The sequence below is a fragment of the Actinopolyspora mortivallis genome, assembly GCF_003001495.1.
Lineage (GTDB): Bacteria > Actinomycetota > Actinomycetes > Mycobacteriales > Pseudonocardiaceae > Actinopolyspora > Actinopolyspora mortivallis_A.
In genome coordinates this window covers 33,558-59,438 of record NZ_PVSR01000019.1, presented here as the reverse complement: position 1 = coordinate 59,438, position 25,881 = coordinate 33,558, and the positions used below count along the sequence as shown (strand labels likewise).

The 25,881-nt window shown below is 67.9% G+C and carries 35 protein-coding genes; 30 read left to right on the top strand and 5 right to left on the bottom strand.

What is annotated here, in order from left to right; translation table 11 throughout:
- Nucleotides 1-8: 8 nt before the first annotated feature.
- From rplB to map, 20 genes are all read left to right on the top strand, one after another.
- Nucleotides 9-848 carry a 50S ribosomal protein L2 gene (gene rplB, locus CEP50_RS12030; protein ID WP_106114040.1) on the top strand — a complete coding sequence of 280 codons (840 nt, stop codon included), beginning with the start codon at nt 9-11 and terminating at the stop codon, nt 846-848.
- Between the two features lie 18 nt (nt 849-866).
- Complete coding sequence (rpsS, locus tag CEP50_RS12025; protein WP_019852820.1) at nt 867-1,148, top strand: 30S ribosomal protein S19; 282 nt, start codon at nt 867-869, stop codon at nt 1,146-1,148.
- 69 nt (nt 1,149-1,217) lie between these two features.
- Nucleotides 1,218-1,643 (top strand): 50S ribosomal protein L22, encoded by a 426-nt coding sequence (gene rplV, locus CEP50_RS12020; RefSeq protein WP_181188351.1) that lies wholly within the window; start codon nt 1,218-1,220, stop codon nt 1,641-1,643.
- The gene (gene rpsC, locus CEP50_RS12015; protein WP_019852822.1) at nt 1,643-2,542 is read left to right on the top strand and encodes a 30S ribosomal protein S3; all 900 of its coding nucleotides are present in this window, start codon (nt 1,643-1,645) and stop codon (nt 2,540-2,542) included. Before rplV ends, rpsC begins: the two co-directional genes overlap by 1 nt.
- A 3-nt stretch (nt 2,543-2,545) precedes the next feature.
- Entirely contained in the window at nt 2,546-2,965 is a 420-nt protein-coding gene (gene rplP, locus CEP50_RS12010; RefSeq protein WP_106114039.1) for a 50S ribosomal protein L16, read from the top strand.
- Nucleotides 2,965-3,207 carry a 50S ribosomal protein L29 gene (gene rpmC / locus CEP50_RS12005; RefSeq protein WP_019852824.1) on the top strand — a complete coding sequence of 81 codons (243 nt, stop codon included), beginning with the start codon at nt 2,965-2,967 and terminating at the stop codon, nt 3,205-3,207. The genes rplP and rpmC overlap by 1 nt, the downstream gene beginning before the upstream one ends.
- Nucleotides 3,204-3,488, top strand: coding sequence for a 30S ribosomal protein S17 (gene rpsQ, locus CEP50_RS12000; RefSeq protein ID WP_019852825.1), 285 nt, complete (start codon nt 3,204-3,206; stop codon nt 3,486-3,488). Before rpmC ends, rpsQ begins: the two co-directional genes overlap by 4 nt.
- Nucleotides 3,489-3,613: 125 nt before the next feature.
- Nucleotides 3,614-3,982, top strand: coding sequence for a 50S ribosomal protein L14 (gene rplN / locus CEP50_RS11995; RefSeq protein ID WP_106114038.1), 369 nt, complete (start codon nt 3,614-3,616; stop codon nt 3,980-3,982).
- Nucleotides 3,982-4,296: a 50S ribosomal protein L24 gene (gene rplX, locus CEP50_RS11990; RefSeq protein WP_019852827.1), complete on the top strand. Its 315-nt coding sequence runs from the start codon at nt 3,982-3,984 to the stop codon at nt 4,294-4,296. The genes rplN and rplX overlap by 1 nt, the downstream gene beginning before the upstream one ends.
- Nucleotides 4,297-4,299: 3 nt before the next feature.
- The gene (gene rplE, locus CEP50_RS11985) at nt 4,300-4,875 is read left to right on the top strand and encodes a 50S ribosomal protein L5 (RefSeq protein WP_019852828.1); all 576 of its coding nucleotides are present in this window, start codon (nt 4,300-4,302) and stop codon (nt 4,873-4,875) included.
- Between the two features lie 43 nt (nt 4,876-4,918).
- Entirely contained in the window at nt 4,919-5,104 is a 186-nt protein-coding gene (locus tag CEP50_RS11980) for a type Z 30S ribosomal protein S14 (protein ID WP_019852829.1), read from the top strand.
- Between the two features lie 223 nt (nt 5,105-5,327).
- Nucleotides 5,328-5,726 (top strand): 30S ribosomal protein S8, encoded by a 399-nt coding sequence (gene rpsH, locus CEP50_RS11975; RefSeq protein WP_019852831.1) that lies wholly within the window; start codon nt 5,328-5,330, stop codon nt 5,724-5,726.
- Nucleotides 5,727-5,742: 16 nt separating this feature from the next.
- Complete coding sequence (rplF, locus tag CEP50_RS11970; RefSeq protein WP_019852832.1) at nt 5,743-6,282, top strand: 50S ribosomal protein L6; 540 nt, start codon at nt 5,743-5,745, stop codon at nt 6,280-6,282.
- Nucleotides 6,279-6,692: a 50S ribosomal protein L18 gene (gene rplR, locus CEP50_RS11965; RefSeq protein WP_106114037.1), complete on the top strand. Its 414-nt coding sequence runs from the start codon at nt 6,279-6,281 to the stop codon at nt 6,690-6,692. Before rplF ends, rplR begins: the two co-directional genes overlap by 4 nt.
- 66 nt (nt 6,693-6,758) lie before the next feature.
- A complete protein-coding gene (rpsE, locus tag CEP50_RS11960; RefSeq protein ID WP_106114036.1) occupies nt 6,759-7,370 on the top strand; it encodes a 30S ribosomal protein S5 in 612 nt (203 codons plus the stop codon).
- 5 nt (nt 7,371-7,375) lie between these two features.
- Nucleotides 7,376-7,558, top strand: coding sequence for a 50S ribosomal protein L30 (rpmD, locus tag CEP50_RS11955; protein WP_106114035.1), 183 nt, complete (start codon nt 7,376-7,378; stop codon nt 7,556-7,558).
- Nucleotides 7,558-8,007, top strand: a complete 450-nt coding sequence (rplO, locus tag CEP50_RS11950) for a 50S ribosomal protein L15 (protein ID WP_106114034.1) — start codon at nt 7,558-7,560, stop codon at nt 8,005-8,007. Before rpmD ends, rplO begins: the two co-directional genes overlap by 1 nt.
- A 443-nt stretch (nt 8,008-8,450) precedes the next feature.
- Nucleotides 8,451-9,764 carry a preprotein translocase subunit SecY gene (gene secY, locus CEP50_RS11945; protein WP_106114033.1) on the top strand — a complete coding sequence of 438 codons (1,314 nt, stop codon included), beginning with the start codon at nt 8,451-8,453 and terminating at the stop codon, nt 9,762-9,764.
- Nucleotides 9,765-10,045: 281 nt separating this feature from the next.
- Nucleotides 10,046-10,600 carry an adenylate kinase gene (locus CEP50_RS11940; RefSeq protein ID WP_106114032.1) on the top strand — a complete coding sequence of 185 codons (555 nt, stop codon included), beginning with the start codon at nt 10,046-10,048 and terminating at the stop codon, nt 10,598-10,600.
- A 214-nt stretch (nt 10,601-10,814) separates the two neighbouring features.
- Entirely contained in the window at nt 10,815-11,600 is a 786-nt protein-coding gene (gene map / locus CEP50_RS11935; protein ID WP_106114031.1) for a type I methionyl aminopeptidase, read from the top strand.
- A gap of 127 nt (nt 11,601-11,727) precedes the next feature.
- Here map and CEP50_RS11930 read toward each other — a convergent pair whose 3' ends face one another.
- A complete protein-coding gene (locus CEP50_RS11930) occupies nt 11,728-12,378 on the bottom strand; it encodes a class I SAM-dependent methyltransferase (protein WP_106114030.1) in 651 nt (216 codons plus the stop codon).
- A gap of 467 nt (nt 12,379-12,845) precedes the next feature.
- On the opposite strand from CEP50_RS11930, the gene infA reads away from it, so the two are divergent.
- The 9 genes from infA (at nt 12,846) to CEP50_RS11885 (ending at nt 18,661) form a co-directional block, all read left to right on the top strand.
- Nucleotides 12,846-13,067 (top strand): translation initiation factor IF-1, encoded by a 222-nt coding sequence (gene infA / locus CEP50_RS11925; RefSeq protein ID WP_017976785.1) that lies wholly within the window; start codon nt 12,846-12,848, stop codon nt 13,065-13,067.
- A gap of 54 nt (nt 13,068-13,121) precedes the next feature.
- Nucleotides 13,122-13,235, top strand: coding sequence for a 50S ribosomal protein L36 (gene rpmJ, locus CEP50_RS11920; protein WP_106114048.1), 114 nt, complete (start codon nt 13,122-13,124; stop codon nt 13,233-13,235).
- A gap of 233 nt (nt 13,236-13,468) precedes the next feature.
- A complete protein-coding gene (rpsM, locus tag CEP50_RS11915) occupies nt 13,469-13,846 on the top strand; it encodes a 30S ribosomal protein S13 (RefSeq protein ID WP_106114029.1) in 378 nt (125 codons plus the stop codon).
- Between the two features lie 23 nt (nt 13,847-13,869).
- Complete coding sequence (rpsK, locus tag CEP50_RS11910; RefSeq protein WP_019852842.1) at nt 13,870-14,274, top strand: 30S ribosomal protein S11; 405 nt, start codon at nt 13,870-13,872, stop codon at nt 14,272-14,274.
- Between the two features lie 24 nt (nt 14,275-14,298).
- The gene (gene rpsD, locus CEP50_RS11905; RefSeq protein ID WP_019852843.1) at nt 14,299-14,904 is read left to right on the top strand and encodes a 30S ribosomal protein S4; all 606 of its coding nucleotides are present in this window, start codon (nt 14,299-14,301) and stop codon (nt 14,902-14,904) included.
- A gap of 151 nt (nt 14,905-15,055) precedes the next feature.
- Nucleotides 15,056-16,180: a DNA-directed RNA polymerase subunit alpha gene (locus tag CEP50_RS11900; protein ID WP_019852844.1), complete on the top strand. Its 1,125-nt coding sequence runs from the start codon at nt 15,056-15,058 to the stop codon at nt 16,178-16,180.
- Between the two features lie 48 nt (nt 16,181-16,228).
- Nucleotides 16,229-16,777 carry a 50S ribosomal protein L17 gene (rplQ, locus tag CEP50_RS11895; protein ID WP_106114028.1) on the top strand — a complete coding sequence of 183 codons (549 nt, stop codon included), beginning with the start codon at nt 16,229-16,231 and terminating at the stop codon, nt 16,775-16,777.
- Nucleotides 16,774-17,676, top strand: a complete 903-nt coding sequence (gene truA / locus CEP50_RS11890; RefSeq protein ID WP_374957093.1) for a tRNA pseudouridine(38-40) synthase TruA — start codon at nt 16,774-16,776, stop codon at nt 17,674-17,676. Before rplQ ends, truA begins: the two co-directional genes overlap by 4 nt.
- Before the next feature lie 109 nt (nt 17,677-17,785).
- Nucleotides 17,786-18,661, top strand: a complete 876-nt coding sequence (locus CEP50_RS11885; RefSeq protein ID WP_106114026.1) for a DUF559 domain-containing protein — start codon at nt 17,786-17,788, stop codon at nt 18,659-18,661.
- A gap of 67 nt (nt 18,662-18,728) precedes the next feature.
- Here CEP50_RS11885 and CEP50_RS11880 read toward each other — a convergent pair whose 3' ends face one another.
- Together CEP50_RS11880 and eccE are read right to left on the bottom strand one after the other, a co-directional pair.
- Entirely contained in the window at nt 18,729-19,463 is a 735-nt protein-coding gene (locus CEP50_RS11880) for a hypothetical protein (protein ID WP_106114025.1), read from the bottom strand.
- A complete protein-coding gene (gene eccE / locus CEP50_RS11875) occupies nt 19,460-20,641 on the bottom strand; it encodes a type VII secretion protein EccE (protein WP_181188350.1) in 1,182 nt (393 codons plus the stop codon). The genes CEP50_RS11880 and eccE overlap by 4 nt, the downstream gene beginning before the upstream one ends.
- Before the next feature lie 313 nt (nt 20,642-20,954).
- On the opposite strand from eccE, the gene eccB reads away from it, so the two are divergent.
- Nucleotides 20,955-22,550 (top strand): type VII secretion protein EccB, encoded by a 1,596-nt coding sequence (eccB, locus tag CEP50_RS11870; protein WP_106114023.1) that lies wholly within the window; start codon nt 20,955-20,957, stop codon nt 22,548-22,550.
- A 179-nt stretch (nt 22,551-22,729) separates the two neighbouring features.
- On the opposite strand, the gene mycP is transcribed toward eccB, so the two are convergent.
- Nucleotides 22,730-24,148, bottom strand: a complete 1,419-nt coding sequence (gene mycP, locus CEP50_RS11865) for a type VII secretion-associated serine protease mycosin (protein WP_181188349.1) — start codon at nt 24,146-24,148, stop codon at nt 22,730-22,732.
- Nucleotides 24,149-24,287: 139 nt separating this feature from the next.
- Nucleotides 24,288-25,700 carry a type VII secretion integral membrane protein EccD gene (gene eccD / locus CEP50_RS11860; protein WP_106114021.1) on the bottom strand — a complete coding sequence of 471 codons (1,413 nt, stop codon included), beginning with the start codon at nt 25,698-25,700 and terminating at the stop codon, nt 24,288-24,290.
- Between the last annotated feature and the right edge of the window lie 181 nt (nt 25,701-25,881).

Below are 25,881 nucleotides of genomic sequence, written 5' to 3'. Positions count from 1 at the left end.
CGATAGAGATGGGCATTCGCAAGTACAAGCCGACGACACCGGGTCGTCGCGGTTCGAGCGTGGCCGATTTCTCCGAGATCACCCGATCCCACCCGGAGAAGTCGCTGGTCCGTCCGCTGCACGGCAAGGGCGGCCGGAACGGGCACGGCAGGATCACCACCCGGCACCAGGGTGGCGGCCACAAGCGCGCGTACCGCGTGATCGACTTCCGTCGCAACGACAAGGACGGTGTGCCGGCCAAGGTCGCGCACATCGAGTACGACCCCAACCGCACCGCGCGTATCGCGCTGCTGCACTACCGGGACGGCGAGAAGCGCTACATCATCGCCCCGGACAAGGTCCGGCAGGGCGACATGGTGGAGAGCGGACCGCGGGCCGACATCAAGCCGGGCAACAACCTGCCGATGCGCAACATCCCCACCGGCACCGTGATCCACGCGATCGAGCTGCGTCCGGGTGGCGGAGCGAAGATCGCGCGCTCGGCCGGGACCAGGGTTCAGCTGGTGGCCAAGGAAGGGCCCTACGCCCAGCTGCGGATGCCCTCGGGCGAGATCCGCAACGTGGACGTGCGCTGCCGGGCCACCGTCGGCGAGGTCGGCAACTCCGAGCACTCCAACATCAACTGGGGCAAGGCGGGACGGAGCCGCTGGCGGGGCAAGCGCCCCACCGTCCGCGGTGTCGTCATGAACCCGATCGACCACCCGCACGGTGGTGGTGAGGGCCGCACCTCCGGTGGCCGCCACCCGGTCAACCCGAAGGGCAAGCCCGAGGGCCGCACCCGCCGCAGCAAGCCCAGTGACAAGCTCATCGTTCGGCGTCGTCGCACCGGCAAGAAGAAGCGGCGCTGAGCAGGGAGGTAACGACCGATGCCACGTAGCCTGAAGAAGGGCCCGTTCGTGGACGACCACCTGCTCAAGAAGGTGGACGCCCTCAACGAGTCCGGCAAGAAGACGGTGATCAAGACCTGGTCGCGCCGGTCCACGGTCATCCCGGACATGGTGGGGCACACGATCGCCGTTCACGACGGCCGTAAGCACGTGCCGGTGTTCATCAGCGAGAACATGGTCGGGCACAAGCTCGGCGAATTCGCCCCGACCCGCACTTTCAAGGGTCACGTCAAGGAAGACCGGAAGTCTCGCCGCCGCTGAGCGGGTTTGTGACACGAACGAGCCGGGTCGTCCGATTCCGTCGGCGACCCGGGGCAAAGGGGTAGCAGGATGAATGCCCGTACCGACGACAGTGCCGCGGAGGAGAATCCGCGTGCGGTGGCGCGGGCCCGCTTCGTCCGCGTGTCGCCGATGAAGGCGCGGCGCGTGGTCGATCTCATCAGGGGCCGCAGCGCCAACGAAGCCCTGGACGTGCTCAAGTTCGCGCCGCAGGCCGCCAGCGGTCCGGTGTCGAAGGTGCTCGCCAGTGCCGTGGCCAACGCGGAGAACAACAACGCGCTCGATCCGAGCACGCTGTGGGTGCACCGTGCGTACGTGGACGAGGGGCCGACGCTGAAGCGCTTCCGCCCGCGTGCCCAGGGACGTGCTTTCCGCATTCGGAAGCGGACCAGCCACATCACGGTCGAGGTCGAGTCGCGCCAGCCGAAGGGGCAGGGCAAGTCTCGTAAGCGCAGCCAGAAGGGGAGTGCCCGGTAGTGGGTCAGAAGATCAACCCGCACGGCTTCCGGCTCGGCATCACCACGGACTGGAAGTCTCGCTGGTACGCCGACAAGCAGTACGCGGAGTACGTCGCGGAGGACGTCAAGATCCGCAATCACCTGTCGCGGGGAATGGAGCGCGCCGGGATCTCCAAGGTCGAGATCGAGCGCACCCGCGAGCGGGTGAGGGTGGACATTCACACCGCCCGGCCGGGCATCGTCATCGGCCGGCGGGGTGCCGAGGCGGACCGCATCCGCGGTTCGCTGGAGAAGCTGACCGGCAAGCAGGTCCAGCTCAACATCCTCGAGGTCAAGAACTCCGAGGCCGATGCCCAGCTGGTCGCCCAGGGCATCGCCGAGCAGCTGTCCAACCGCGTGTCCTTCCGTCGGGCCATGCGCAAGGGCATCCAGTCCGCCATGCGCTCGTCCCAGGTCAAGGGAATCCGGGTGCAGTGCAGCGGCCGCCTCGGCGGGGCCGAGATGTCCCGCTCGGAGTTCTACCGTGAGGGCCAGGTGCCGCTGCACACGCTGCGTGCGGACATGGACTACGGGTTCTTCGAGGCCCGCACGACCTTCGGCCGCATCGGTGTGAAGGTCTGGATCTACAAGGGCGAGCTCATCGGGGGCCTGAAGCAGAAGCAGCAGGAGTCCGAGGTGCGCCCCCCGCGCGGCGAGGGCGGTGGCGGTGGTGGCCGCCGTTCCGAGCGCGGCGGCAAGCGTCGTTCGGGTGCCTCCGGCACCACGAACACCGGTACCCAGGGCGGCCGTTCCGCGAAGGGCCCGAAGTCCGGTGGCTCCGCGGAGAGCCCGCAGCAGGAGCAGACGGCGACGGACGCCGCCGCCGAGAACGCTCCGGCTGTCAGCGAGCCGCACGCTGAACAGAAGACGGAGGACTGAGACGTGCTCGTCCCACGCAAGGTCAGGTGGCGCAAGAGCCACGCGCCGAAGCGTAAGGGCTTCGCCAAGGGCGGCACCCGGATCAACTTCGGCGAGTACGGCATCCAGGCGCTCGAACACGCCTACGTGACCAACCGGCAGATCGAGTCGGCGCGTATCGCGATCACCCGGCACGTCAAGCGTGGCGGCAAGGTCTGGATCAACATCTTCCCGGACCGGCCGTTGACGAAGAAGCCCGCCGAGACCCGCATGGGTTCCGGCAAGGGTTCGCCGGAGTACTGGGTCGCCAACGTGAAGCCGGGTCGGGTCGTGTTCGAGCTGAACTACCCGAACGAGAAAATCGCTTACGAGGCACTGAGGCGCGCGGTCCACAAGCTTCCGATGAAGTGCAAGATCGTGTCCCGCGAGGGTGGTGACTTCTGATGGCTGCTGGTGTCACCGCTTCCGAACTCCGGGAGCTCAACGACGAGGAACTCGTCTCCCGGTTGCGGGAGTCGAAGGAGGAGCTGTTCAACCTTCGGTTCCAGATGGCCACCGGGCAGTTGCAGAACAACCGACGGTTGCGCGTGGTTCGCAGGGACATCGCCCGGATCTACACGATCATGCGTGAACGTGAGCTGGGCCTGTCGGTGTCTCCTGAGGGCGCCGAGGAGGGCGCGGCATGAGCGAAACAGTGACGCACGAGCAGAACGCACAGCGTAACCAGCGCAAGACCCGTGAGGGCTACGTCGTCTCGGACAAGATGAACAAGACGATCGTCGTGGCCCTCGAGGACCGCAAGAAGCACCCGCTCTACGGCAAGATCATGCGCAAGACCACCAAGGTCAAGGCGCACGACGAGAACAACGACGCGGGTGTCGGCGACCGGGTGTTGCTGATGGAGACGCGACCGTTGTCGGCGACGAAGCGCTGGCGACTGGTCAAGATCCAGGAAAAGGCCAAGTAACGCCACCTGCGGGGGGTGGAACAAGCCCCCCGCAGGTTGTTGTGACCGCGCATGTCGGGTCGGAAATCGGACATGCCAGAGTGTCTCCGCACGTCGGGTGCGGAAACTTAGGGTCAGGAGTAAACGTGATCCAACAGGAGTCGCGACTGCGAGTCGCCGACAACACCGGGGCCAAGGAGATCCTCACGATCCGCGTCCTCGGTGGTTCCGGTCGGCGCTACGCGGGTATCGGCGACGTGGTGGTGGCCACGGTCAAGGAGGCCATCCCCGCCGCCGGTGTCAAGCGTGGTGATGTGGTCAAGGCGGTCATCGTCCGCCAGAAGAAGGAGAAGCGTCGCCCGGACGGTTCCTACATCCGGTTCGACGAGAACGCGGCGGTGCTGATCAGGCAGGGCGGGGACCCGCGCGGTACCCGCATCTTCGGGCCCGTCGGGCGTGAGCTGCGTGAGAAGAAGTTCATGAAGATCATCTCGCTCGCGCCGGAGGTGCTGTGATGAAGGTGAAGAAGGGCGACACGGTCGTCGTCATCGCCGGCAAGGACAAGGGCGCCCGGGGCAAGGTCATCCAGGCCTTTCCCAAGCGGGAGCGTGTGCTGGTCGAGGGCGTCAACCAGATCAAGAAGCACACCCGGGTCTCGCGGACCGAGCGTGGTGCGCAGTCCGGCGGCATCGTGACGCAGGAAGCACCGATCCACGTCAGCAACGTGATGGTCCTGGACTCGGACGGCCAGCCCACGCGCGTCGGTTACCGCACCGGCGAAGACGGCAGGAAAGTTCGGATCTCTCGCCGCAACGGTAAGGACATCTGACTCGTGACTACCACCGAGAAGAACACCGAGAGGATTGTCCCGCGGCTGAAGACCCGCTACCGCGACGAGATCTTCCCCGCGCTGAAGGAGGAATTCGGGTACTCCAACCCGATGCAGGTGCCCAGCGTGGTCAAGGTCGTCGTCAACATGGGTGTGGGCGATGCCGCGCGGGACAGCAAGCTGATCGAGGGCGCCGTTCGCGACCTGGCGACGATCACCGGTCAGCGGGCCGAGGTGCGCAGGGCGCGCAAGTCCATCGCGCAGTTCAAGGTCCGCGAGGGGATGCCGATCGGGGCACGGGCGACGCTGCGCGGGGCGCGCATGTGGGAGTTCATCGACCGCCTGGTCACGATCTCCCTGCCGCGCATCCGGGACTTCCGGGGCCTGTCGCCGAAGCAGTTCGACGGTAACGGCAATTACACGTTCGGGCTCAACGACCAGTCGATGTTCCACGAGATCGACCAGGACTCGATCGACCGGGCACGCGGCATGGACATCACGGTAGTGACAACGGCCACCACCGACGAAGAGGGCAGGTCGCTGCTGCGGCATCTGGGCTTCCCGTTCAGGGAACAGTGACTCGTGGCCGTCGCTGCGGATCGAGACGAGGAGAACTGAGCCGATGGCCAAGAAAGCACTGATCAACAAGGCGGCGCGCAAGCCGAAGTTCAGCGTGCGTGCCTACACTCGTTGCCAGCGTTGCGGGCGTGCCCGCGCCGTCCTGCGCAAGTTCGGCCTGTGCCGGATTTGCTTCCGGGAGATGGCCCACGCGGGTGAGCTGCCGGGGATCAGCAAGTCCTCCTGGTGAGGTGGTCTCGACGGGACAACCCCGTGGGGAGGTCTCGTCGGTCACCGGGGCCAGTGGCTGCAGCCCGGTACGAGGCTCGCGACGAACGGAGTTCCGTCACCCCGACCGACGGGGTCGTGGGGCGGAACCAGTACCCCGACTTCGTTTAGGCCAGGATCCAGACCGCGCTCCCGCGCGGTATCCGGGTCCGGGGAACCGAACGAGAAAGGTTGACAGGGTCACCATGACGATGACCGATCCGATCGCAGACATGCTGACGCGTCTGCGCAACGGGAGTCGCGCCTACCACGACGAAGTCGTGATGCCGCACTCCAAGCTCAAGGCGAACATCGCCGACATTCTTCAGCGCGAGGGCTACGTGGCCGGCTCTCGCGTGCAACAGGGCACCAAGACCAAGGAACTGGTCGTGGAGCTCAAGTACGGCCCCAACCGCGAGAAGTCCATCACCGGGCTGCGCCGGGTCTCCAAGCCCGGGCTGCGGGTGTATGCCAAGTCCACGAACCTGCCGAAGGTTCTGGGGGGACTGGGCATCGCCATCATCTCGACGTCGAGCGGCCTGCAAACGGACCGGCAAGCGATGCGTAATGGTGTGGGCGGGGAAGTCCTCGCCTACGTCTGGTGAAGGAGGAGTCCACGGTATGTCGCGCATCGGGAAGTTGCCGATCACCGTTCCCTCCGGCGTCGAGGTGGAGATCGACGGCCAGACGGTTACGGTGAGCGGCCCCAAGGGGAAACTGCACCAGCGTATTTCCGAGCCGATCAGGGTCGAGAAGGACTCCGACGGCTCGATCCTGGTCAAGCGTCCGGACGACGAGCGGGCCAGCCGTTCGTTGCACGGTCTGTCGCGCAGCTTGATCAACAACATGGTCCTCGGGGTCAGTCAGGGTTTCCAGAAGGACCTCGAGATCCAGGGTGTCGGTTACCGTGTGGTGCAGAAGGGTCAGAACCTCGAGTTCTCCCTGGGCTACAGCCACCCGGTGGTCATGGAACCGCCGGAGGGTATCGAGTTCGCCACGGACGGTCCGGCGAAGCTGTCGGTCAAGGGAATCGACAAGCAGCTCGTCGGAGAGGTAGCCGCCAGGATCCGCAAGCTGCGCCTGCCCGAGCCCTACAACGGGAAGGGTGTGCGCTACGCGGGCGAGAACATTCGCCGCAAGGTCGGGAAGACGGGTAAGTGACCATGAGCGAGACCACCACAGCTACCAGGAAGCGCAAGCCGGTGGGCAAGAGCGTCGCGGGCGAGCGTCGTCGTGCCCGTGCCCAGCGGCACGCCCGTATCCGCAAGAAGATCAGCGGCACGCCCCAGCGTCCCCGGCTGGTCGTCAGTCGTTCGACGCGGCACATCGTCGCGCAGGTCATCGACGACACGATCGGGCACACCCTGGCATCGGCGTCCACGCTGGAAGCGGAGATGCGCACGTTCGAGGGCGACAAGAAGGCCCAGGCAACCCGGGTCGGCGAGCTGGTCGCGGAGCGTGCGAGCAAGGCAGGAATCGAGAAGGTGGTTTTCGACCGCGGTGGGCACGCCTACCACGGTCGAGTGGCCGCCCTCGCGGATGCCGCACGCGGCGGCGGTCTGGAGTTCTGAAGCGGTGCCTAGCAACCACATCGCCGTCGTACGAAGGATGACAGCACGTAACGGAAGGGACGCCTGATGCCTGGACGCACTCGGCGTGAAGGCGGTTCGGAATCCGGCGGCAAGGACCGCAAGGACCGCCGCGACGGTGGCCGTGGCGGGGCGGCCCAGGAAAAATCCCCGCAGTTCGAGCGTGTCGTGACCATCAACAGGGTCGCGAAGGTCGTCAAGGGTGGCCGGCGGTTCAGTTTCACCGCCCTGGTCGTCTGTGGTGACGGCGACGGCCTCGTCGGCGTGGGCTACGGCAAGGCCAAGGAGGTGCCTTCCGCCATCGCCAAGGGGGTCGAGGAAGCCAAGAAGAACTACTTCCGCGTTCCGCGGGTCGCGGGCACGATCACGCACCCGGTTCAGGGCGAGGACGCCGCCGGCAAGGTGCTGCTGCGTCCGGCGAGCCCGGGTACCGGTGTCATCGCCGGTGGCCCGGTGCGTGCGGTGCTGGAGTGCGCCGGCGTGCACGACGTGCTGAGCAAGTCGTTGGGCAGCGGTAACGCGCTCAACATCGTGCAGGCGACCATCACGGCGCTGAAGCAACTCCAGCGTCCCGAGGAGGTCGCGGCTCGGCGTGGTCTGCCGTTGGAGGACGTGGCTCCGGCCAGGATGCTGCGCCAGCGTGCGGGTCAGGAGGTCTGAACCGGATGAGTCAGCTGAAGATCACCCAGAAGCGTGGACTGGCCGGGCGGAAGCCGAACCATCGCGAGACGATGCGGAGCCTCGGGCTGCGTAAGATCGGCCAGACCGTGATCCGCCCGGACAACCCCATGGTCCGTGGCCAGATCCACACGGTCGGCCATCTCGTGTCGGTCGAGGAGGTCGAGTGATGACCATCAAGATTCATGATCTGCGGCCCGCCCCGGGAGCCAAGCGCGGCAAGATCCGTGTCGGTCGTGGTGAGGGTTCCAAGGGCAAGACCGCGGGCCGGGGCACGAAGGGCACCAAGGCCCGGAAGACCGTGCCGCCCGGTTTCGAGGGCGGGCAGATGCCGCTGCAGATGCGGCTGCCCAAGCTGCGTGGCTTCAAGAACCCGAACCGGGTCGAGTACAAGGGAGTCAACGTCGGCAGGCTGGCCGAGGCCTTCCCGCAGGGAGGCACGGTCGGCGTCGAGGAACTGATCGGTGCCGGGCTGCTGAAGAAGGGCCAGCCGGTCAAGATCCTCGGTGACGGTGACCTCGACGGTGTGAAGCTGGACGTGACCGCGCACGCGTTCACCGCCAGCGCCAGGGAGAAGATCACCGCTGCCGGTGGTACCGCCACCAAGAGGGAACGCTGAGGATCCGCCGTATTCCTTCGGGTGGTTTTTCGCCTCCCGGGTTACGGCACGTGATCATCGGTCGAGAACGGGGTCGGCCTTCCGCGGAAGGCCGACCCCGTTTGTGTGTCCTCTGATCGGGGGAGGCATCATCGTCCGTGCGGCGGTGAGGGATCGACCGGAGGCCGCACTCGCCGCTTCCGCTCTCCCACCACCCGTCCGATGGGCCCACTTCCGGGCCGCTGCACCTGTCGCGTCGGCCGGTGCTCACCCTCCGCGTCGGCGGGCTGTCCGTTTGTCGCCGCTGTGCGCAGGTGGCTACGAAAGATCGGGAGGATGCTGTTAGAGTCCGTGCGGCAGTTCCGTGTACGAACGGCACTGTTGACGGAATCCAGCCGTGGGCGACTCGTGGGTCGGCCACCGACACCGGCCGGTGACTACCGGCTCGCGCACAGGAGGTCTGCGTGCTCGGCGCATTCCGCTCGGCTCTGACAACGCCGGATCTGCGCCGCAAGATCCTGTTCACACTGGGGATCATCGTGCTGTACCGGCTCGGTGCCACGATTCCCTCCCCCGGGGTCTCCTACCCGAACATCCAGCAGTGTGTTGAGGGTCTGAAGGGCGAGAACCAGAGCGTGTACTCGCTGCTCAACCTCTTCAGCGGCGGAGCCCTGCTCCAGCTGTCGGTGTTGTCGCTGGGCATCATGCCCTACATCACCGCCAGCATCATCGTGCAGCTGTTGCAGGTGGTGATCCCGCGCTTCGAGCAGCTCAAGAAGGAGGGTCAGTCCGGCCAGGCCAAGCTGACGCAGTACACCCGCTACCTCACGGTGGCGCTGGCCGTGCTGCAGGCGACGGGAATCGTCGCGCTGGCCGTGCGCGGGCAGCTCTTCCCGGGCTGCCAGCAGGAGGTCATCCCGGACGGCTCGGTGCTGAACATGGTGGTCATCGTCGTCACGATGACCGCGGGCGCGGCACTGCTGATGTGGATGGGCGAGCTGATCACCGAGCGCGGTGTCGGCAACGGCATGTCGCTGTTGATCTTCACCTCGATCGCGGCCCGCATCCCCGCCGAGGGCGGCAAGATCCTGACCAACAGCGGCGGCTTCGTGTTCGCCGTGATCTGCGCCTTCGGGCTGGTCATCATCGCCAGCGTCGTGTTCGTCGAGCAGGCCCAGCGGCGGATCCCGGTGCAGTACGCCAAGCGCATGATCGGGCGCAGGATGTACGGCGGGACCTCCACCTACCTGCCGCTGAAGGTCAACCAGGCCGGTGTCATCCCGGTCATCTTCGGGTCCTCGCTGCTGTACCTGCCCCAGCTGCTCGGCCAGCTGGCGGGCAACCAGAACACCTGGTGGGCCAGGTTCATCCAGAACTACATCGTGGATCCCTCCAGCTGGGTGCACATCCTGCTGTACATGGCGATGATCATCTTCTTCGCCTACTTCTACGTCTCGATCACGTTCAACCCGGAGGAACGTGCCGACGAGATGAAGAAGTTCGGCGGGTTCATCCCCGGCATCCGTCCCGGACGGCCCACCGCCGAGTACCTCGGGTTCGTGCTCTCCCGGATCACGCTGCCCGGTGCGCTCTACCTCGGTATCATCGCGGTGCTGCCGAACTTCTTCCTCGGCGTCACCGGCGGGGACCAGAGCGGGGCACAGAACTTCCCGTTCGGCGGGACGGCGGTGCTGATCATGGTCAACGTGGGGCTGGACACCGTCAAACAGGTGGAGAGCCAGCTTACGCAGCGCAGTTACGAGGGTTTCCTCCGGTAGGATCGAAGTCCGTGCGGACGGTGGCCTCCGTCCGCTTCCGGAGTGGCGTTCGTCCGATGGGCGGGTACCGGCGGGAGTGGTTTCCCACACTTCAGGCGTAAGCCATGGCGGAATCGGCGGCTTCGGTTACGGTGTCGATCGCTCGGTGTCCGCGCAGCCGGTTACCTCGGCGGAGAGGTCCGCGGGAGATCGGAAGAGGACGCGGACGTGCGATGACAGACGGGCCCGAGCGCCCGCCAAACGGTGGCCCAGGCCATCATCACGGATTCGGAGGCAGACCCTTGGTGCGATTGGTTCTGGTCGGCCCGCCCGGTGCGGGCAAAGGCACCCAAGCGGCCGTGCTGAGTGAACATCTCGCGGTCCCCCACATCTCCAGTGGCGATCTGTTCCGGGAGAACATCGACAACGCCACGCCACTGGGCAAGGAGGCCAAGAGCTATCTCGACGCCGGTGAACTGGTACCGGACGAGGTCACCAACGAGATGGTGCGCCAGCGCCTGAAGGCGGCCGACGCGGCCGAGGGCTTTCTGCTCGACGGATTCCCGCGCACCACGCCGCAGGCCGACGTGCTCAACGGCATCCTCGCCGAGAACGGCATGGAGCTCTCCGCCGTCGTGCAGTTCGAGGTGCCCCGCGAGGAGCTCGTCCGCCGCCTGCTGGAGCGCGGACGCTCCGACGACACCGAGGACCTCATCCGGCGCAGGCTGGACGTGTACGACTCGGAGACGGCGCCGCTGCTGGACTACTACCGGGACAAGCTGATCACGATCGACGCGTTCGGACCGGTGGAGGAGGTCTCCTCCCGGGCGCTGGAGGCCCTGCGCACCCGAACCTGAGACCCGGCGCGGGGAGGCCCCCGGTACGGAGGCGGTGCGCGCGTCCCGGCGCCGGGCGACTATGGTCGGTCGGACGGGGCCGGCTGTGCCCACCACGGCACGGCCGGCCCCGTTCCGTTGTTTCCGGGCACGGCAGTCGGGTGCTCCGGTGAGGAACGCACGGTGGTCGCCCGGGAGGGGCTCGGGGACCGCCGACCGGACGAGAGGGGACACAGTGCTTCGGCGGGGCAAGGGCATCGAGGTGAAGACGAAGGGCGAGATCGAGGCCATGCGTGCCTCCGGTCTCGTGGTGGCACGCGCGCTGGCCGCGGTGACCGAGCGGGCCGAGCCCGGCGTCAGCACAGCGGAGCTCGACTCCGTGGCCGAGAGCGTCATCCGGGAGGCCGGGGCGGTGCCCTCCTTCAAGGGTTACCACGGTTTCCCCGGTTCGATCTGCGCCTCGGTCAACGAGAAGGTCGTGCACGGCATCCCCTCCGAACAGGAGGTGCTCGCCGACGGTGACCTGATCTCGGTGGACTGCGGGGCGATCCTGGACGGGTGGCACGGGGACTCCGCCGTGACGATCCCGGTGGGATCGGTCAGCGCCCGTGACCGGGCCCTGTCGGCGGCGACCGAACGCGCCATGTGGGCGGGGATCGACCAGGTGGTGGCGGGTAACCGGCTGACCGACATCTCGCACGCCGTGGAGTCCGCCGCGCGGGCGGCGGCCTCCTCCGACGGGATCGACTACGGGATCATCGCCGAGTACGGCGGGCACGGGATCGGCACGCGGATGCACATGGAGCCGTTCCTGCCCAACCTCGGCAGGCCCGGCAAGGGCCCGAAGCTGCGGGAGGGCATGGCCCTGGCCGTGGAGCCCATGCTCACGCTCGGTCCTCCGGACACCGAGGAGCTCGACGACGAGTGGACCGTGGTCACGCTGGACGGTTCCCGCGCCGCGCACTGGGAGCACACGGTGGCGGTCACCGCCGACGGTCCCTGGGTGCTGACCGCCTTCTGAGAAGGTCTTTCGGAAGCGTTCGTGGGGCCCGTGCGGGAGCACACCACGGGCCGCTCCGCGGTGCGCCCCCGCCGTCCGGGGCCGCGCCCCGTGGCGGTCGCGGGGCCCCGCCGTCGACCGGGCGGGGTCAGTCGCGCTCGGGCAGCGGTCCGGTGCAGGCGTAGTGCAGCAGCGGGGGGAGGTTGCGCCAGACGATCCGGGTTCCGACCTCGGCGAAGGTCGAGTGCAGTTCCGTCCGGAAGCGCTTGCCTGCGGGGCTGTGCTGCATCGGCAGGCAGGTGAGGGCGGTGAACCTCCCTTCGGGGGTGAGAACCCGACGACACTGGTCCAGGATGTCGCGCTGGACGTCGGCGGCCAGCAGGGACCACGGTATGCTGCTGACGATCGCGTCGGCGGAGTCGACGCCGAGCCGGGTGAGGGTGTGCCGCAGTTCGCGCGCGTCCGCGTGGACGCTCTCCATACCGGGCAGGCGGGCACGCAGGTGGCGGACGAGGTCCTCGTTCAGTTCGATGCCGACGTGTCTGCCCGTGGCCGGAAGCCTGGTGTGAATTTCGTCGCTGAGGGAGCCCGTTCCCGGCCCGAGCTCCACCACCGTGGGGGAGCCGGTGGTGGGCAGGAACCGGGCCACCGTTCTGGCCACGGCCTTCGACGTCGGGGTGGCCGCTCCGACGGTCGTGGGGTTGCGCAGGGCGGTGGCGAAGAAACGCCGGTACTCCGCGAGGGCGGGGCTGTCGGTCATCCGGCGCGGGACGTGTTTGCCGTGGTGTTGGGCTGTCACCTGTTCTCCTCGTGTGCCTGCCGGCGGGGGCGTGGCAGTGGCCCCCGTTGACCGCCGACGACGGGGCGGGCTGTTAGCGTCGGCTGTTCTCCGACGGTGCGACTGATACTTTTCGTGTTCACGCAATCACTCCATGTCCGTCGACACGCCATGTCCAGCCCCGATTTGGGTGGCATTCGCGTGTGCGCGTACAGTGGAGGACCGGCGCACTCGTGGCGTCGGTTCGTCATGCCGTTCTGCTCGCAGGAGCAGCCGTGATCCAGCGGTGGGTCAAGGCATGGTCTTTCCGTACGGGGACGACCGCGGTTCCTGCGGCGTGTCGTCGAGGCTAACTCGTCGACGGCGGCGGAACCCACGGACCGCGCAGGGGTGAGCCTGCCCTTGGTGCCGGTTCCGGCGTCCAGCGGGAAGAAAGCGGTACGCGATACCGAGAAGATGAACTGTCACCGTCACGAAACGCGGAGGACATGGGCAAAAAGGACGGGGCCATTGAGGTCGAGGGTCGGGTGATAGAGCCGCTCCCCAACGCGACCTTCCGGGTCGAGCTGGAGAACGGCCACAAGGTCCTCGCGCACATCAGTGGCAAGATGCGCCAGCACTACATCCGCATCCTGCCCGAGGACAAGGTCGTCGTGGAGCTGTCTCCCTACGACCTCTCCCGTGGGCGCATTGTCTACCGCTACAAGTGACCTCCACGGTGTCCGGGATTGACGGACACGCTTGGCGAGCAGGGGAGCACGGCCGTGAAGGTCAAACCGAGTGTGAAGAGGATCTGCGACAACTGCCAGGTGATTCGCCGGCACGGGCGAGTCCTTGTGATCTGTGACAACGGGCGTCACAAGCAGCGTCAGGGCTGACCGGCAGCCGGTCGTCGCAGTGGCCGGACACAACGACGAACAAACGACAAGGGACCTCCCCGGAACCTGCCGGCTCGGGAGTTGAGTCGGTCCACCCCCGGAACCAGGCCGGGGCTTCGTGCACGGCGGTGGTTGTCCCGGCGGCCCCACGGGGCCCGCACGGGCAGGCGCGCCACCGGCACGGGGACGGTCGGGGAGAAGACCTGGCACGACGAGTGAGGAGTACCTGCCAGATGGCAAGGCTCGCTGGTGTCGACCTCCCGCGTGACAAACGCATCGAGGTCGCGCTGACCTACATCTACGGCATCGGCCGCAGCAGTTCGAGGACGATCCTGCAGACCACGGGTATCCCCTTCGACACCCGTGCGAAGGACCTCGACGACGACCAGATCTCGGCGCTGCGTGAGCACGTCGAGAACAACTACCGGGTCGAGGGTGACCTTCGCCGCGAGGTCCAGGCCGATATTCGCCGGAAGATCGAGATCGGTTCCTACGCGGGGATGCGGCACCGCCGCCACCTGCCGCTGAACGGGCAGCGGACCAAGACCAACGCCCGTACTCGCAAGGGACCGAAGAAGACGGTCGCGGGCAAGAAGAAGGCCAGGAAGTAAACCTCGCGAGGAGCTGAGTAGTAGTGCCACCGAAGGGACGCGCCGGGGCCGTCAAGAAGGTCCGGCGCAAGGAGAAAAAGAACGTAGCGCACGGACAGGCGCACATCAAGAGCACCTTCAACAACACGATCGTGTCGATCACCGACACCGTCGGTTCGGTGATCAGCTGGGCCTCCGCCGGACACGTCGGTTTCAAGGGCTCGCGCAAGTCCACTCCGTTCGCGGCCCAGATGGCCGCGGAGAACGCCGCCCGCAAGGCGGCCGAGCACGGCATGAAGAAGGTCGACGTCTTCGTCAAGGGCCCCGGTTCCGGTCGGGAGACGGCGATCCGTTCGCTGCAGGCCGCGGGCCTCGAAGTGGGCACCATCCAGGACGTGACCCCGCAGCCGCACAACGGCTGCCGCCCGCCGAAGCGGCGTCGGGTCTGAGAAGCGGGAGAGGAGTAGACACCAATGGCTCGTTACACCGGTCCCGCGACCCGCAAGTCCCGCCGGTTGAAGGTCGACCTCGTCGGCGGCGACCAGTCGTTCGAACGTCGTCCGTACCCGCCGGGGCAGCACGGTCGTGGGCGCATCAAGGAGACCGAGTACCTCCTGCAGCTGCAGGAGAAGCAGAAGGCCCGCTACACGTACGGGGTGCTGGAGAAGCAGTTCCGCTCGTACTACGAGGAGGCCAACCGCAGGCCCGGCAAGACCGGTGACAACCTGCTGCAGCTGCTGGAGGCCCGCCTGGACAACGTGGTCTACCGCGCGGGAATCGCGCGTACCCGCAGGCAGGCCCGCCAACTGGTGAACCACGGGCACTTCCTGGTCAACGGCCGGAAGGTGGACATCCCGAGCTACCAGGTCTCGAAGTTCGACATCATCGACGTCAAGCCGAAGTCGCTGAACACGACGCCGTTCATCATCGCCAAGGAAACCCTGGGCGAGCGGCCCGCTCCGGCCTGGCTGCAGGTGGTGCCGTCTTCGCTGCGGATCCTGGTGCACCAGCTGCCGGAACGGGCACAGATCGACACGCCGGTCACCGAGCAGCTCATCGTCGAGCTCTACTCGAAGTGACACTGGGCGGAGCGGCTACCGCACCGATGGCTGCTCCGCGGTCCGGTACGGGTGGGGGTGTGCCACACCCCCACCCCGCCCACTGTTCGCAGCGGGCACGCCATCCCTTCGGCGTAAAATGGCGGGCGCCGTGTGGAAAGGAAAAACGACAGTGCTCATCTCCCAGCGACCCTCACTGTCCGAGGAGCCTATTTCGGAGACGCGCTCCCGGTTCACTTTCGAGCCGCTGGAGCCCGGCTTCGGTTACACCCTCGGTAATTCGCTCCGCCGTGCCCTGCTGTCCTCGATCCCGGGCGCGGCCGTGACCAGCCTGCGTATCGACGGTGTGCTCCACGAATTCACCACGATTCCGGGTGTCAAGGAAGACGTTACCGACATCATCCTGAATATCAAAGAGCTCGTCGTCAGTTCCGAGGACGACGAGCCGGTCACCATGTACCTGCGCAAGCAGGGCCCCGGTGACGTCACCGCCGCCGACATCGTCCCCCCGGCCGGTGTGACCGTGCACAACCCCGATCTCCACATCGCCACGCTCAACTCGAAGGGCAAGCTGGAGATCGAGCTCGTGGTGGAGCGCGGACGCGGTTACGTCCCCGCCGCGCAGAACAAGGAGTCCGGCGCCGAGATCGGCCGGATTCCCGTGGACTCGATCTACTCGCCGGTGCGTAACGTCTCCTTCGACGTCACCTCGACCCGTGTCGAACAGCGCACGGACTTCAACAAGCTCGTGCTCGACGTGGAGACCAAGCCCTCGATCACCGCGCGGGACGCGGTGGCCTCGGCGGGTCGCACCCTGGTCGAGCTGTTCGGCCTGGCCCGGGAACTCAACGTCGACGCGGAAGGGATCGAGATCGGCCCCTCGCCGGCCGAGGCGGACACGATCGCCGCCTACTCGATGCCCATCGAGGATCTCGACCTGACGGTGCGTTCGTACAACTGCCTCAAGCGCGAGGGCATCCACACCGTCGGCGAACTGGTCTCGCGCAGCGAGGCGGATCTGCTGGACATTCGCAACTTCGGTGCGAAGTCCATCGACGAAGTCAAGATGAAACTGGTCGGTCTGGGCCTGACGCTGAAGGACAGCCCGCCCGGATTCGACCCGTCGGCCGCGGCCGCCGAGTACCCCTCCGAGAGCTGGTCGGAGGAAACCAGCATGCCGCAGGGGATGTCGTCCCCCGGTGGTTTCGACACCGGTTTCGGTGGCGGTTACGACAGCGGTTTCGACAACGGCTATGACGACGACGGCCAGGACTACGCGGAGACGGAGCAGCTGTAACCGCGCTTCGCGGACTGGTTTCCGGCCGCACCTTGAGAGGAGCAACCGATGCCCAGGCCAACGAAGGGTCCGCGTCTTGGCGGGTCGCCGTCGCACCAGCGGCATATCCTGGCGAACCTCGCCACCGCGCTGTTCGAGCACGGGCGGATCACCACCACCGAGGCGAAGGCGAAGCGGGTCCAGCCGCTCGCCGAGCGACTCATCACCAAGGCCACCAAGGGTGACCTGCACAACCGTCGCGAGGTGCTGAAGACGATCCGGGACAAGGACGTCGTGCACAAGCTCTTCGCCGAGATCGGTCCGTTCTTCTCGGACCGCCCGGGTGGCTACACCAGGGTCGTCAAGACCATGCCGCGCAAGGGCGACAACGCCCCGATGGCGATCATCGAACTCGTCAACGAGAAGATGGCCACCACCGAGGCCGAGGCCGCCCGGGGCACCACCTTCGCCAAGGACCAGCAGAGCGGGCAGTCCACCGAGCAGGCCGCGGCGGACTCCGCCGAGGAGAACTCCGGGGCCGAGGAAGCGGCCACGGAGGCCGCTTCCGAGGGCTCCGCCGGCGACAGCGACGAGGACTCCACGAACAAGGAGTCCTGACACCGGTGTCTGCCGAGGTGGTCGACGAACCCGTCGCTCCCGAAGGGGAGGGCGGGTTCGTTCGTGTTCGGATCGAGTTCGCCTACGACGGCACGGACTTCTCCGGTTGGGCGCGTCAGCCGGGGCTGCGGACGGTGCAGGAACTGCTGGAGGACGCCCTGCACAAGCAGCCCCCGGGAAAGCGGCTGGCGGGACCCGTGGTGGTCGCTGGACGCACCGACGCCGGGGTGCACGCCGATCGGCAGGTGGTGCACGTCGACGTCGTCCCGTTGGCTGCCGAGGAGGCGGGACGGCTCGGTGTCGACGAGCACGGGCTGCCGGACCTGGACAGGCTGTGCTTCCGGTGGAACCGGATCCTGCCCGGTGACGTGCGGGTGCTGCGGGCCGTCGCCGCCGCGCCCGGCTTCGACGCGCGTTTCTCCGCGATGCGGCGGCACTACCGCTACCGGGTCTCCGACGCGCCGTGGGGGGTGGATCCGCTGCGCCGGCGGGACACCCTGGCCTGGAACCGCCCGCTGGACGTGGACCGGTTGAACCGGGCCTCGGAGGGGCTGCTGGGCCTGCACGACTTCGCGGCGTTCTGCAAGAAGCGCGAGGGGGCCACCACCGTGCGTCAGTTGCAGACCTTCTGCTGGGAGCGGGTGGAGCAGCACTACTTGGTGGCGCGGGTCAGCGCCGACGCGTTCTGCCATTCGATGGTGCGCAGCCTGGTGGGTTCGGTGCTGATGGCCGGTGACGGGAGACGTTCCGTGGGCTGGCCCGCCGAGATGCTGGGTTCCGGGACACGGACCAGCTCGGTGGCCCCGGCGCACGGGCTGACCCTGGTCGGAGTCGACTATCCGCCGGACGAGGAACTCGCCGAGCGGGCCCGCACCACCAGGGCGCGCCGCTCCCTCTAGGGGAGGGCGATTTTGCCTAAAATCGGCAGTTGTCCACAACCGGGTGTGTTATCCCCGGGGCGACGACACGGGGGATGTGACCCGTCCCCCGTCTCCTCATGCTGGAGACATGAAACCGACGATCATGGCTCCCGCTTTCGACAGTTTGTGCACCCGCCAGCAGGCACTACGGAGTGGTCTGACCGACTCCTGTCTCCGGAACATGTCGCACCGGCGGGTGTTGCACGGTGTGTACCGGAGTCCCACGGTCCCGCCCACACACCACCTACGTTGTTCGGCCGCCGCGCTGCGGTTGCCCTCACGGGCGGTGCTGACCGGACGTTCCGCCGCGACGCTTTACGGTGTTCCGCTCGCGCGAGGCAGCGATCCCGTGGAGGTCATCGTGAGTGGGTGCAAGCGTGCCCACGGGATCCGCAGTTGGGACGTCCGATGCCGTGAGTCCGAGAAGGTCCCGTGGGCAGGAATCCACGTCGCCACCGTGGAACGTGCCTGTTTCGACATGCTCGTGCGTCACTCCGTGGCCTACGGAGTGGCCTACTGTGACGCTGTGATCAGGGCGGGGCTTGTCAGCATCCCGCGTTTGGCCGCCCATCTGGAAGGCCGGAGTGACGACAGGATCGTCCGGGTGCGCAGAGTGTTCGACCTGCTGGACGGCCGGGCGGAGTCGGTTCCCGAGTCGGTGCTGCGCGTGACTCTGGTGCTCGCCGGGATGCGTCCCACTCCGCAGCTGGAGGTCCGGGGCACGAGTGGGGTGATCGCGCGGGTGGATCTGGGGTTCGAGGAGGCGAAACTCGCTGTCGAGTACGACGGAGCCTGGCACGGCGATCCACGCCGGTTCTATCGTGACCAGCGCAGACTGGCCGCTCTACGGGCGCGAGGGTGGCACGTGATCGTCGTCACTTCGGAACAGCTGACGTGTGAGTCTCGGGAACTGGTCCAGCGGATACGTGCGAAGCTCCACGAGCGTTCCCCCGGTTTTGCCTAAAATCGAGTGCTCTCTCCCCCGGGGGGCGGCCCCCGGTTTTGGGTAAAACCGGGAAGCCGGGCAGGGGTCAGTCCCCGCGGCGGATGGGCCCCAGGATCTCCTGCTCACGCTTGTTCGTGACCAGCTGGATGGGCGTCCAGACCATGTTGCCGAGGGCGATGAGCGCGTCGTCCTTGATCATGGTCAGCTGGTGCACCTGCGGCGGGTGCAGGTGCCAGATCCGCCCGGCCAGCTGCGCCTGGTTCACGGGAAGCCGTTGCAGCAGCACCAGGTCGGCGGTGTTCGCCGCCGTGCCGCTGCCCACCTGCGGGTGCAGGTAGGGCAGCACGTACATGGTGGTCTGCCAGGCCGAGCGCGGCGGGAACAGCTCCTGGGGGACCGCGCCGCCGTCGTGGATGACCAGCAGCGGGGCGTCCTCGCTGGAGCGCGGCAGGTCGAAGGGGGTGAGTCGTCTGATCTGCACCAGCGGAACCGGGTGACCGTCGGGGGTCTCCCCGGCGGCCCGCTCCAGGATCTTCCACGGCTCGGGACGACCGGTCGCCACGATCACCCAGGCCCCGGTCGCCATCGCGCGCAGCGCGATCTGACGGGCCAGGTACAGCCCGCCGACGGTGACCATGCGGGTGGGTTGGGGGCGCAGGATCGACGTCGAGATCGGCTCGCCCTGCGGTCCGGAACCGATGATCATTCCGCCGCGGTCGCCGGAGGGACTCACCGCGTCGAGGGTTTCCGGGGGAACCAGGAACTCCGGGACGGTGGCGCGCAGGTCGTCCGGGGTGTCGATGGTCCTGCTGCGGTTCATACCGCACCTCCGAACGGGAGGGTCGCGGTGAAACCGGCCAGTTGCAGTCCACGCAGCGGCGTCAAGGTCACTCCGAGTTTGTCGCTGATGGTTCGCAGTCGTTCGTCGGCGGCGTCGAGCTCGTCGGGGGTGCGGGCGCTCACCCGGACCAGTCCGCGCATTCCGACCTCGTTGTCCTCACCTGCGGGGGAGATGGAGATCGAGACCGTGGAGGACAGCGCGCGGACCCCGGTGAGGGCGTTGAGGCTGTGACTCATCCGGGCGGGCCAGGCGGTGATGGCGTAGCTGGAGTGGCCCACGCCCCCCGCGGTGACGCCGTCCCAGCGTTCCTTGAGTCCCACGGGGCGTTGCGACCCCAGCACGGACTGGAGCTCGGCCGAGGCGATCCCCGCCTGCAGGAGCTCGTCGGGGTCCAGCGGCCTGGTGGGCACGGACTCCCGTTCCAGCGCGCTGCGCACGCGGGACAGCGCGCCGATCAGCGCGCGGTGCGCCCCGACGATTCCGCCGCCGCGTTCGCCCACGGCCTTGGCGCAGCGTTTCGGGTCCAGCCGCACCGCGATCCAGGTGGTACGGCGCGCGGCGGCGGGGAGCGGGCCCAGCACCTCCAGGTAGGAGTTCAGGGCGGGGGAGTTGGAGGGAAGCGAGGCGCTGCCCGGGTAGCAGTGCCAGATCACCTGGATCGCGTCGAGCACCACACCGCGGTCCTCCAGGCAGGGCGTCAGCGTCCCCAGCGGGAGGTTGGGGGACTTGCCGATCTCGGTGACCAGCGACGGGGTCGGCTCCACCATGAGCACGGCCGTCCACTTCCCGTCGTTGAACGCCATCCCCACGTGGTTGCGGTCGTGGTCCTGTCCGTGGGCGACGACCAGGTCGGGGACGACCAGCCGCAGCAGGGAGACGCGGTGGTTCTCGTCCGGGCCGATGACCCCGTCGCCGTTCTCGTCTCCCCCGTCGGTCAGACCGGGGGTGACCGGCTCCACCACGCTGGTGTGGTTGCGGAAGTTGTAGTCGAGCACGAGCCCGAACATCTGGGTGAACCATCGTCCGCGTCGGCGCAACAGCGCCAGGATCAGGGCGAGTCCGGCCACTCCCGCCGCGACCGGCCACAGTGCCTGGTTGACGGCGACGATGACGAGACCGGCCGCCAGGCCGATCTCCAGCACGACGATGTTCGACACGGGTACCGCGCCGAGACTGGCTCCCGTGGTGCGCCGACGCGCCTGAACTCGTGCCCGCGGCGTGTTCGTGGGCCCGGCGCCGGAGGATCCGGACGCTTTCGACTGGGCCGGATGCTGTGTGGTCACGGACATCCGTTGGGTCTCTCCCCCTCGCAGGTAGATGCGTCTGCCCACTGTGGGTGCGGGCGCGTGCGGGTCCCGGTAGCCGGTCGACGAGAATACTGCGCCGAGTCGGTCGAACCGTACCCACGCGGCACCCTTTCCCGGCTACCCTGCTGAACGGTACCTCGGACGGGAGAGCTTTAGGCGAAGAATGGCATCAACACCCACGACGAAATCACAAGTCCAGGCTTACAGGTTCGTCATACGCCGCATGGAGTCCGCGCTCGCCCGTAAGGACGCGGTGATGCTGCACGACCCCCTGGGGTCGCACAAACGCGCGACGATCGCGGGCGCGATCATCTCCTGCATCGGGATGATCGGTTTCCTGGTCTGGGGTCTGTTCAGTGGCCAGGGAACCGTTCCCAAGCCGGGTTCGGTGGTCATCGCCAAGGAGAGCGGCAGCGTCTACGTGGTCACCTCGGACGAGGAGACCGACAAGCGACTGGTGCCGATGCTGAACATGGCCTCGGCGAAGTTGCTGGTCATGGCCAAGGGAAACGCTCAGGGCCAGGCGGTCGAACCGACGAAGGTCAAGGAGGCCGCGTTGGCCGAGCTGCCGCGCGGCCCGAAGACGGGAATCCCCAACGCGCCGAACTTCCTGCCGGACCCGGAGCAGTCCGCCGACCCCTCCTGGGCGATCTGTGATGTGGCCCGGCTGAACAACGCGTTGAGCCCGGAGCGGATGCAGGCCACGGCCACTGTGGAGACCACGGTGGTCGGTGGTGTGGCGAACCGGGGGCGTGAGCTGCCCGTGGACCGGGCCCTCTACGTCGAGGACGACAGCTCCGAGCAGCGCTACCTGGTCTATCGCGCCGATGTTCCCGAACGCCCGAGCACGCGGGTGGTCAAGGCGGAGGTGACCGACGCCGATCCCGCCGTGACGGAGATGTTCGAGTTGAACGGGGCGGTGCCGAGGCGGATCAGCACGAACACCCTCAACGCCGTTCCCGAGGTCGACTCCCTGGACGTTCCGGAGCTGCCGGAGGGCACACCGGAGTACGACAGCGGCTCCTACCGACTCGGGGACGTGGTCTCCCGCACCGTGCCCGGTCCGGACGGTGAGCACTTCGAGTACTTCGTCCTGCTGGACAGCGGCAAGCAGCGGATCAGCCGCGGCGCGGCCGCGGTGCTGCACGCGGCGCGGTACTCCGCCCAGGAGATCCCCAACGCCACCGGGGTGTTGACCGATGTGGACGACGCCTCCGAGGGAGACGAGCTGGACGTGGGGCACTTCCCCACCGGCGTTCCCGGGCCGATCCCGTTCTCCGAGGCGAAAACCTCCTGTCTGAGCTGGAGCAACACCTCCGGTGAGCAGCGGGTGACCGTCACGGTGGGATCGTCCTCGCCCGCCCCGCAGGCCCCGGTGAAGCTGGCGCAGTACGACGGCCAGGGCCCACGGGTGGACTACTTCTACATGCCCCCGGGCAAGGCGGCCGTGGTGCGCGGTACCACCGGCCCGGACACGGCGGAGGGCGGTCCGCTCTACCTGGTCTCCGACCGTGGTGTCACCTACGGCATCAAGGACCTGGCCACGGCCAAGGGGCTGGGGGTCGTCAACGGGGCCTCCGACGTCGGCTCGGCCCCGGCCGCGGTGCTCGGTTCGCTGCCGTCCGGGAGTTTCCTGGATCCGGCCCAGGCCAGCGTCGTCTACGACTCCATCCCGATGGACTCCGAAGCCGGGGTGAACCGTCCTCCGGAGGAGGAGTCGGACTCCCGTCCGGGGGTTTCGGCCTCGACCGGAAGCTGAGGTGCCGGGTTCCGGAGCGAACCGCCGGGTGGCTCACCGCACCGGCCCCGTGTTCTCCGTGCGCCCGGGTACCTCGGCGGCCCTCGGGAACCGTCGCGTGCGGTTTCCTCCGAACGAACGGGCCGGGTCCTGCTCGGGACCCGGCCCGTTTCGGCTTCGGAAGCGGTGCTCGGAGGGTTTCAGGACCTGTCGCCGGGGGTGGTGCCGGTGTTGCCGCGCATCCTGCGCAGCGCGTTGACGAGGAAGGCCACGAACAGCACCGTGGCGGCTCCCCCGACGGTTCCGCCCAGTGCCACCGCGATGGCCGCCCAGTTGCGCTGCGGGAACACGTGCGCCTGCAGGTGGCGTGGTTCCACCGGTGGGGGCGCGGCGCCGTGCTCGGCGGGGACGACGTCGTTGACCGCGGCCATCGGGTTGATCAGGCCGTGTCCGATGATGTCGCTGTCCCCGCCGTTGTGCTGGGCGGTCTCGGTGATGCGCCGCATCACCTGCTCGGCGGACAGCTGGGGGTTCTTCTGCTTGATCAGGGCTGCGAGCCCGGAGACGTAGGGGGCGGCGAAGCTGGTTCCCTGGATGGGCTGGGGCTCGTTGTCGGAGCCGTGCACCACGCGGTTGACCAGGCCGCTGCCGCCGACGCCGGGGTCGAGCGCGATCAGGTTCTCCCCGGGAGCGGCCACGTCGACCCACGGGCCGGGGACGGTGAACTCGGACGGGGCGCCGTGCTGGTTCACCGCCGCCACGGTCAGCACGTACTTGTCGAACCAGGCGGGCAGTACCGCGGTGCTGGGGTCGTCCGGGGCGTTCTTCTCGCACTGTCCGCCCGCGTTGCCCGCCGCCGCGACGACGATCACCTCGTTCTCGTAGGCGTTTCTGACCGCGTTGTGCAGCTGCTGGTTGCCCTGGTCCAGGGGGTTGCTCGCACGGGCCAGGGACTGGCACGAGGCCTGGGAGACGTTGATCACGTCGGCCCCCTGGCTGACCGCGCTGTTGATGGCCTGGGCCATGCTCGCCGTGGTGCCGGGGGTGGTTCCCCGGTCCCTGTCCTGGTAGACCGAGGAGGACTGCCTGATGGACAGGATGGTGCTCTCGGGGGCGACACCGACGAATCCCGTCTGCTCGGACTGCCGCGCGGCGATGATGCCCGCCACGATCGTGCCGTGCCCGTCGCAGTCGCTCAGCGCCCCGCCGGTGATGAGCGAACCGCCGTCCTCCAGTCGCGGGGTGAGCCGGGGGTGCTGGTTGACTCCCGTGTCGATCACGGCGATCTTCTGTCCGTCGCCGAGCAGGCCCTGTTCGTGGGCGTGGCGGAATCCGAGCAGCCGCTGACTCCAGGGCTGTTCCTCGATCGTGGGCCCGGACTCGCTGGCGCTCATGCAGGCCTGCTGCTTGGTGAAGGCCCCGTTGGGGGCCAGTTTGTCGGAGCTGGCGGTGAACTCCGGGTTCAGGGCGGGCGGGGAGAAGGGACTGTCCGCGGTGTCGGTCTCCTCCTGCGCCACCGCCGGAGGCACCGTCCCGCCCACCAGGAGAACACCGCACGCGGCGGAGACCGCCAGTACGCGTCGCAGTCCGTCACGACGCACGGATGTGGTTGAGCGCATCACTTGTCCCCTCCGGGGAGTGGTTCGGACGTCGACGGCTCCGGGGGCGGCGCGGCACGCGCGCGGCACCCTCGGCCGGTTCCGAAACGGACCGGCCGTGGCTCGTTCCCCGGAATCGCCCGGTTCCGCCGTGGCCACGTCACAGGAAGTCGATGTTGAGGTCGCGGATGGTCATGTACACGTCCATGACTCCCAGCGCCAGCGGGAGCACCAGCGCGATCAGCACCGCCTCGATGATGTCCACGCTGCGGCGCTGCACCGGGGAGAAGCGCTTGTTCGGGAAGACCACGCCGAGCACGATGGCGGCGATCCCGAGCAGCAGCAGCGGCCAGAAGATCCAGGTCAGCTTCTGCAGCGGGGTGGTGGCCGTGGGAAGCAGCAGTTCGACGGTGACGCCGAGCGCGGCGAGCAGCCCGCTCAGCAGCAGCGCGATCGCCTGGCTGCCGTTCGCGTAGTTGCGGCCGCGCAGCATCAGCACGGTGGCGACCACGACGGCGAGCAGGAACCCCCAGATGTTGGAGGCGGTGGTCGCGAAGATCGCACCCAGTGCGGCCGTGGTGCCGCAGCCGATGATCAGGCCCGTCATGTACTGGTGGGCGAGGCCGGACTGGCGCTGGATCTCGTGGTAGTCGGGGAAACCGCCGTCCTCCTTGAGGTCCTCGGAGCTTCCGGGGACGTGGGGCAGCGGAAGTTTGGCCAGCTGGATGGTGATCCTGGGCAGCATCGATATCCCCGCCAGGCCCACGGCGGCGGCTCCGGCGGCGATGCCGGGCAGCGTCGCCGCGGGGACCAGGGTGGCGACCACGAAGCCGATCACGGCGAACAGCGCCAGTGTGGCCGCGGCGATGAAGGTGATGATCCCGGCTCCGATCACCATGAGCGAGACCGAGGCGAAGATGAGCACCAGCGCCGAGGCCAGCAGTAACTTGGGGCGTACTTCCTGGCCCGGGACGATGTTCAACCCGGCCACGAAGGCCATCGGCAGCCCGCCGGCGGCCGAGATCACCGTTCCCGTGGTCGCGGCCCCGTAGGCGCGGGTGACGATGGCGCCGGTTCCCGTCGCGAAGATCGCCACGGCCAGCCCGGTCACCGCCGCGACGACGTGGAAGATCATTCCCTGGGGCAGGGTCGCCATGCCCAGGGCGACCGCCGAGGCGATCATGGCCAGGGCTCCGGCGGCGTGTCCCGTCTTGGCCGCGGTCTCCTTCGTCCAGGGGCGGTAGCTGCCGGGTTCGGCCTCCGCCAGCGCGTCGACCACGTCGTCGTAGAGCGGCGGTGGCGGATCGTCCGACTTGCGGCGCAGTTGCAGCATGTCCCCGTCGACGATGCCGAGCGACGCCAGGGTCTGGCTGGTGTCCAGCGGGGCGTCGCCCAGCCTGGCCAGGCACCAGCCTCCGTGGCGTGCTCCACCGTCCGGTGTGGCCTCGTGTGCCATGTCCAGCAGCATCGGCAGCAGGTCCGCCACCGAGACGTCAGCGGGCAGCGCGAGGTCTATACGAGTCTTCGGCGCCACCACCGTCACGCGGCTGAACACCGTGGTCCCGGTCGCCACTTGGGCCCCCTACTCCCTCGTTTTCCGTTCCGTTCGGTCGTTCGAGTGTCTGTGCGCGTGTTCGGTCCGATCCAACCAAGCGGGGTTCGTTTCGGCGGAATCGCCCCATCACGCCGTTGCGTTCTTCTAGTATGGCCCCATCGGTCGGTTCACGGGGTGGGTTCGGACGAACTCGTCCGGC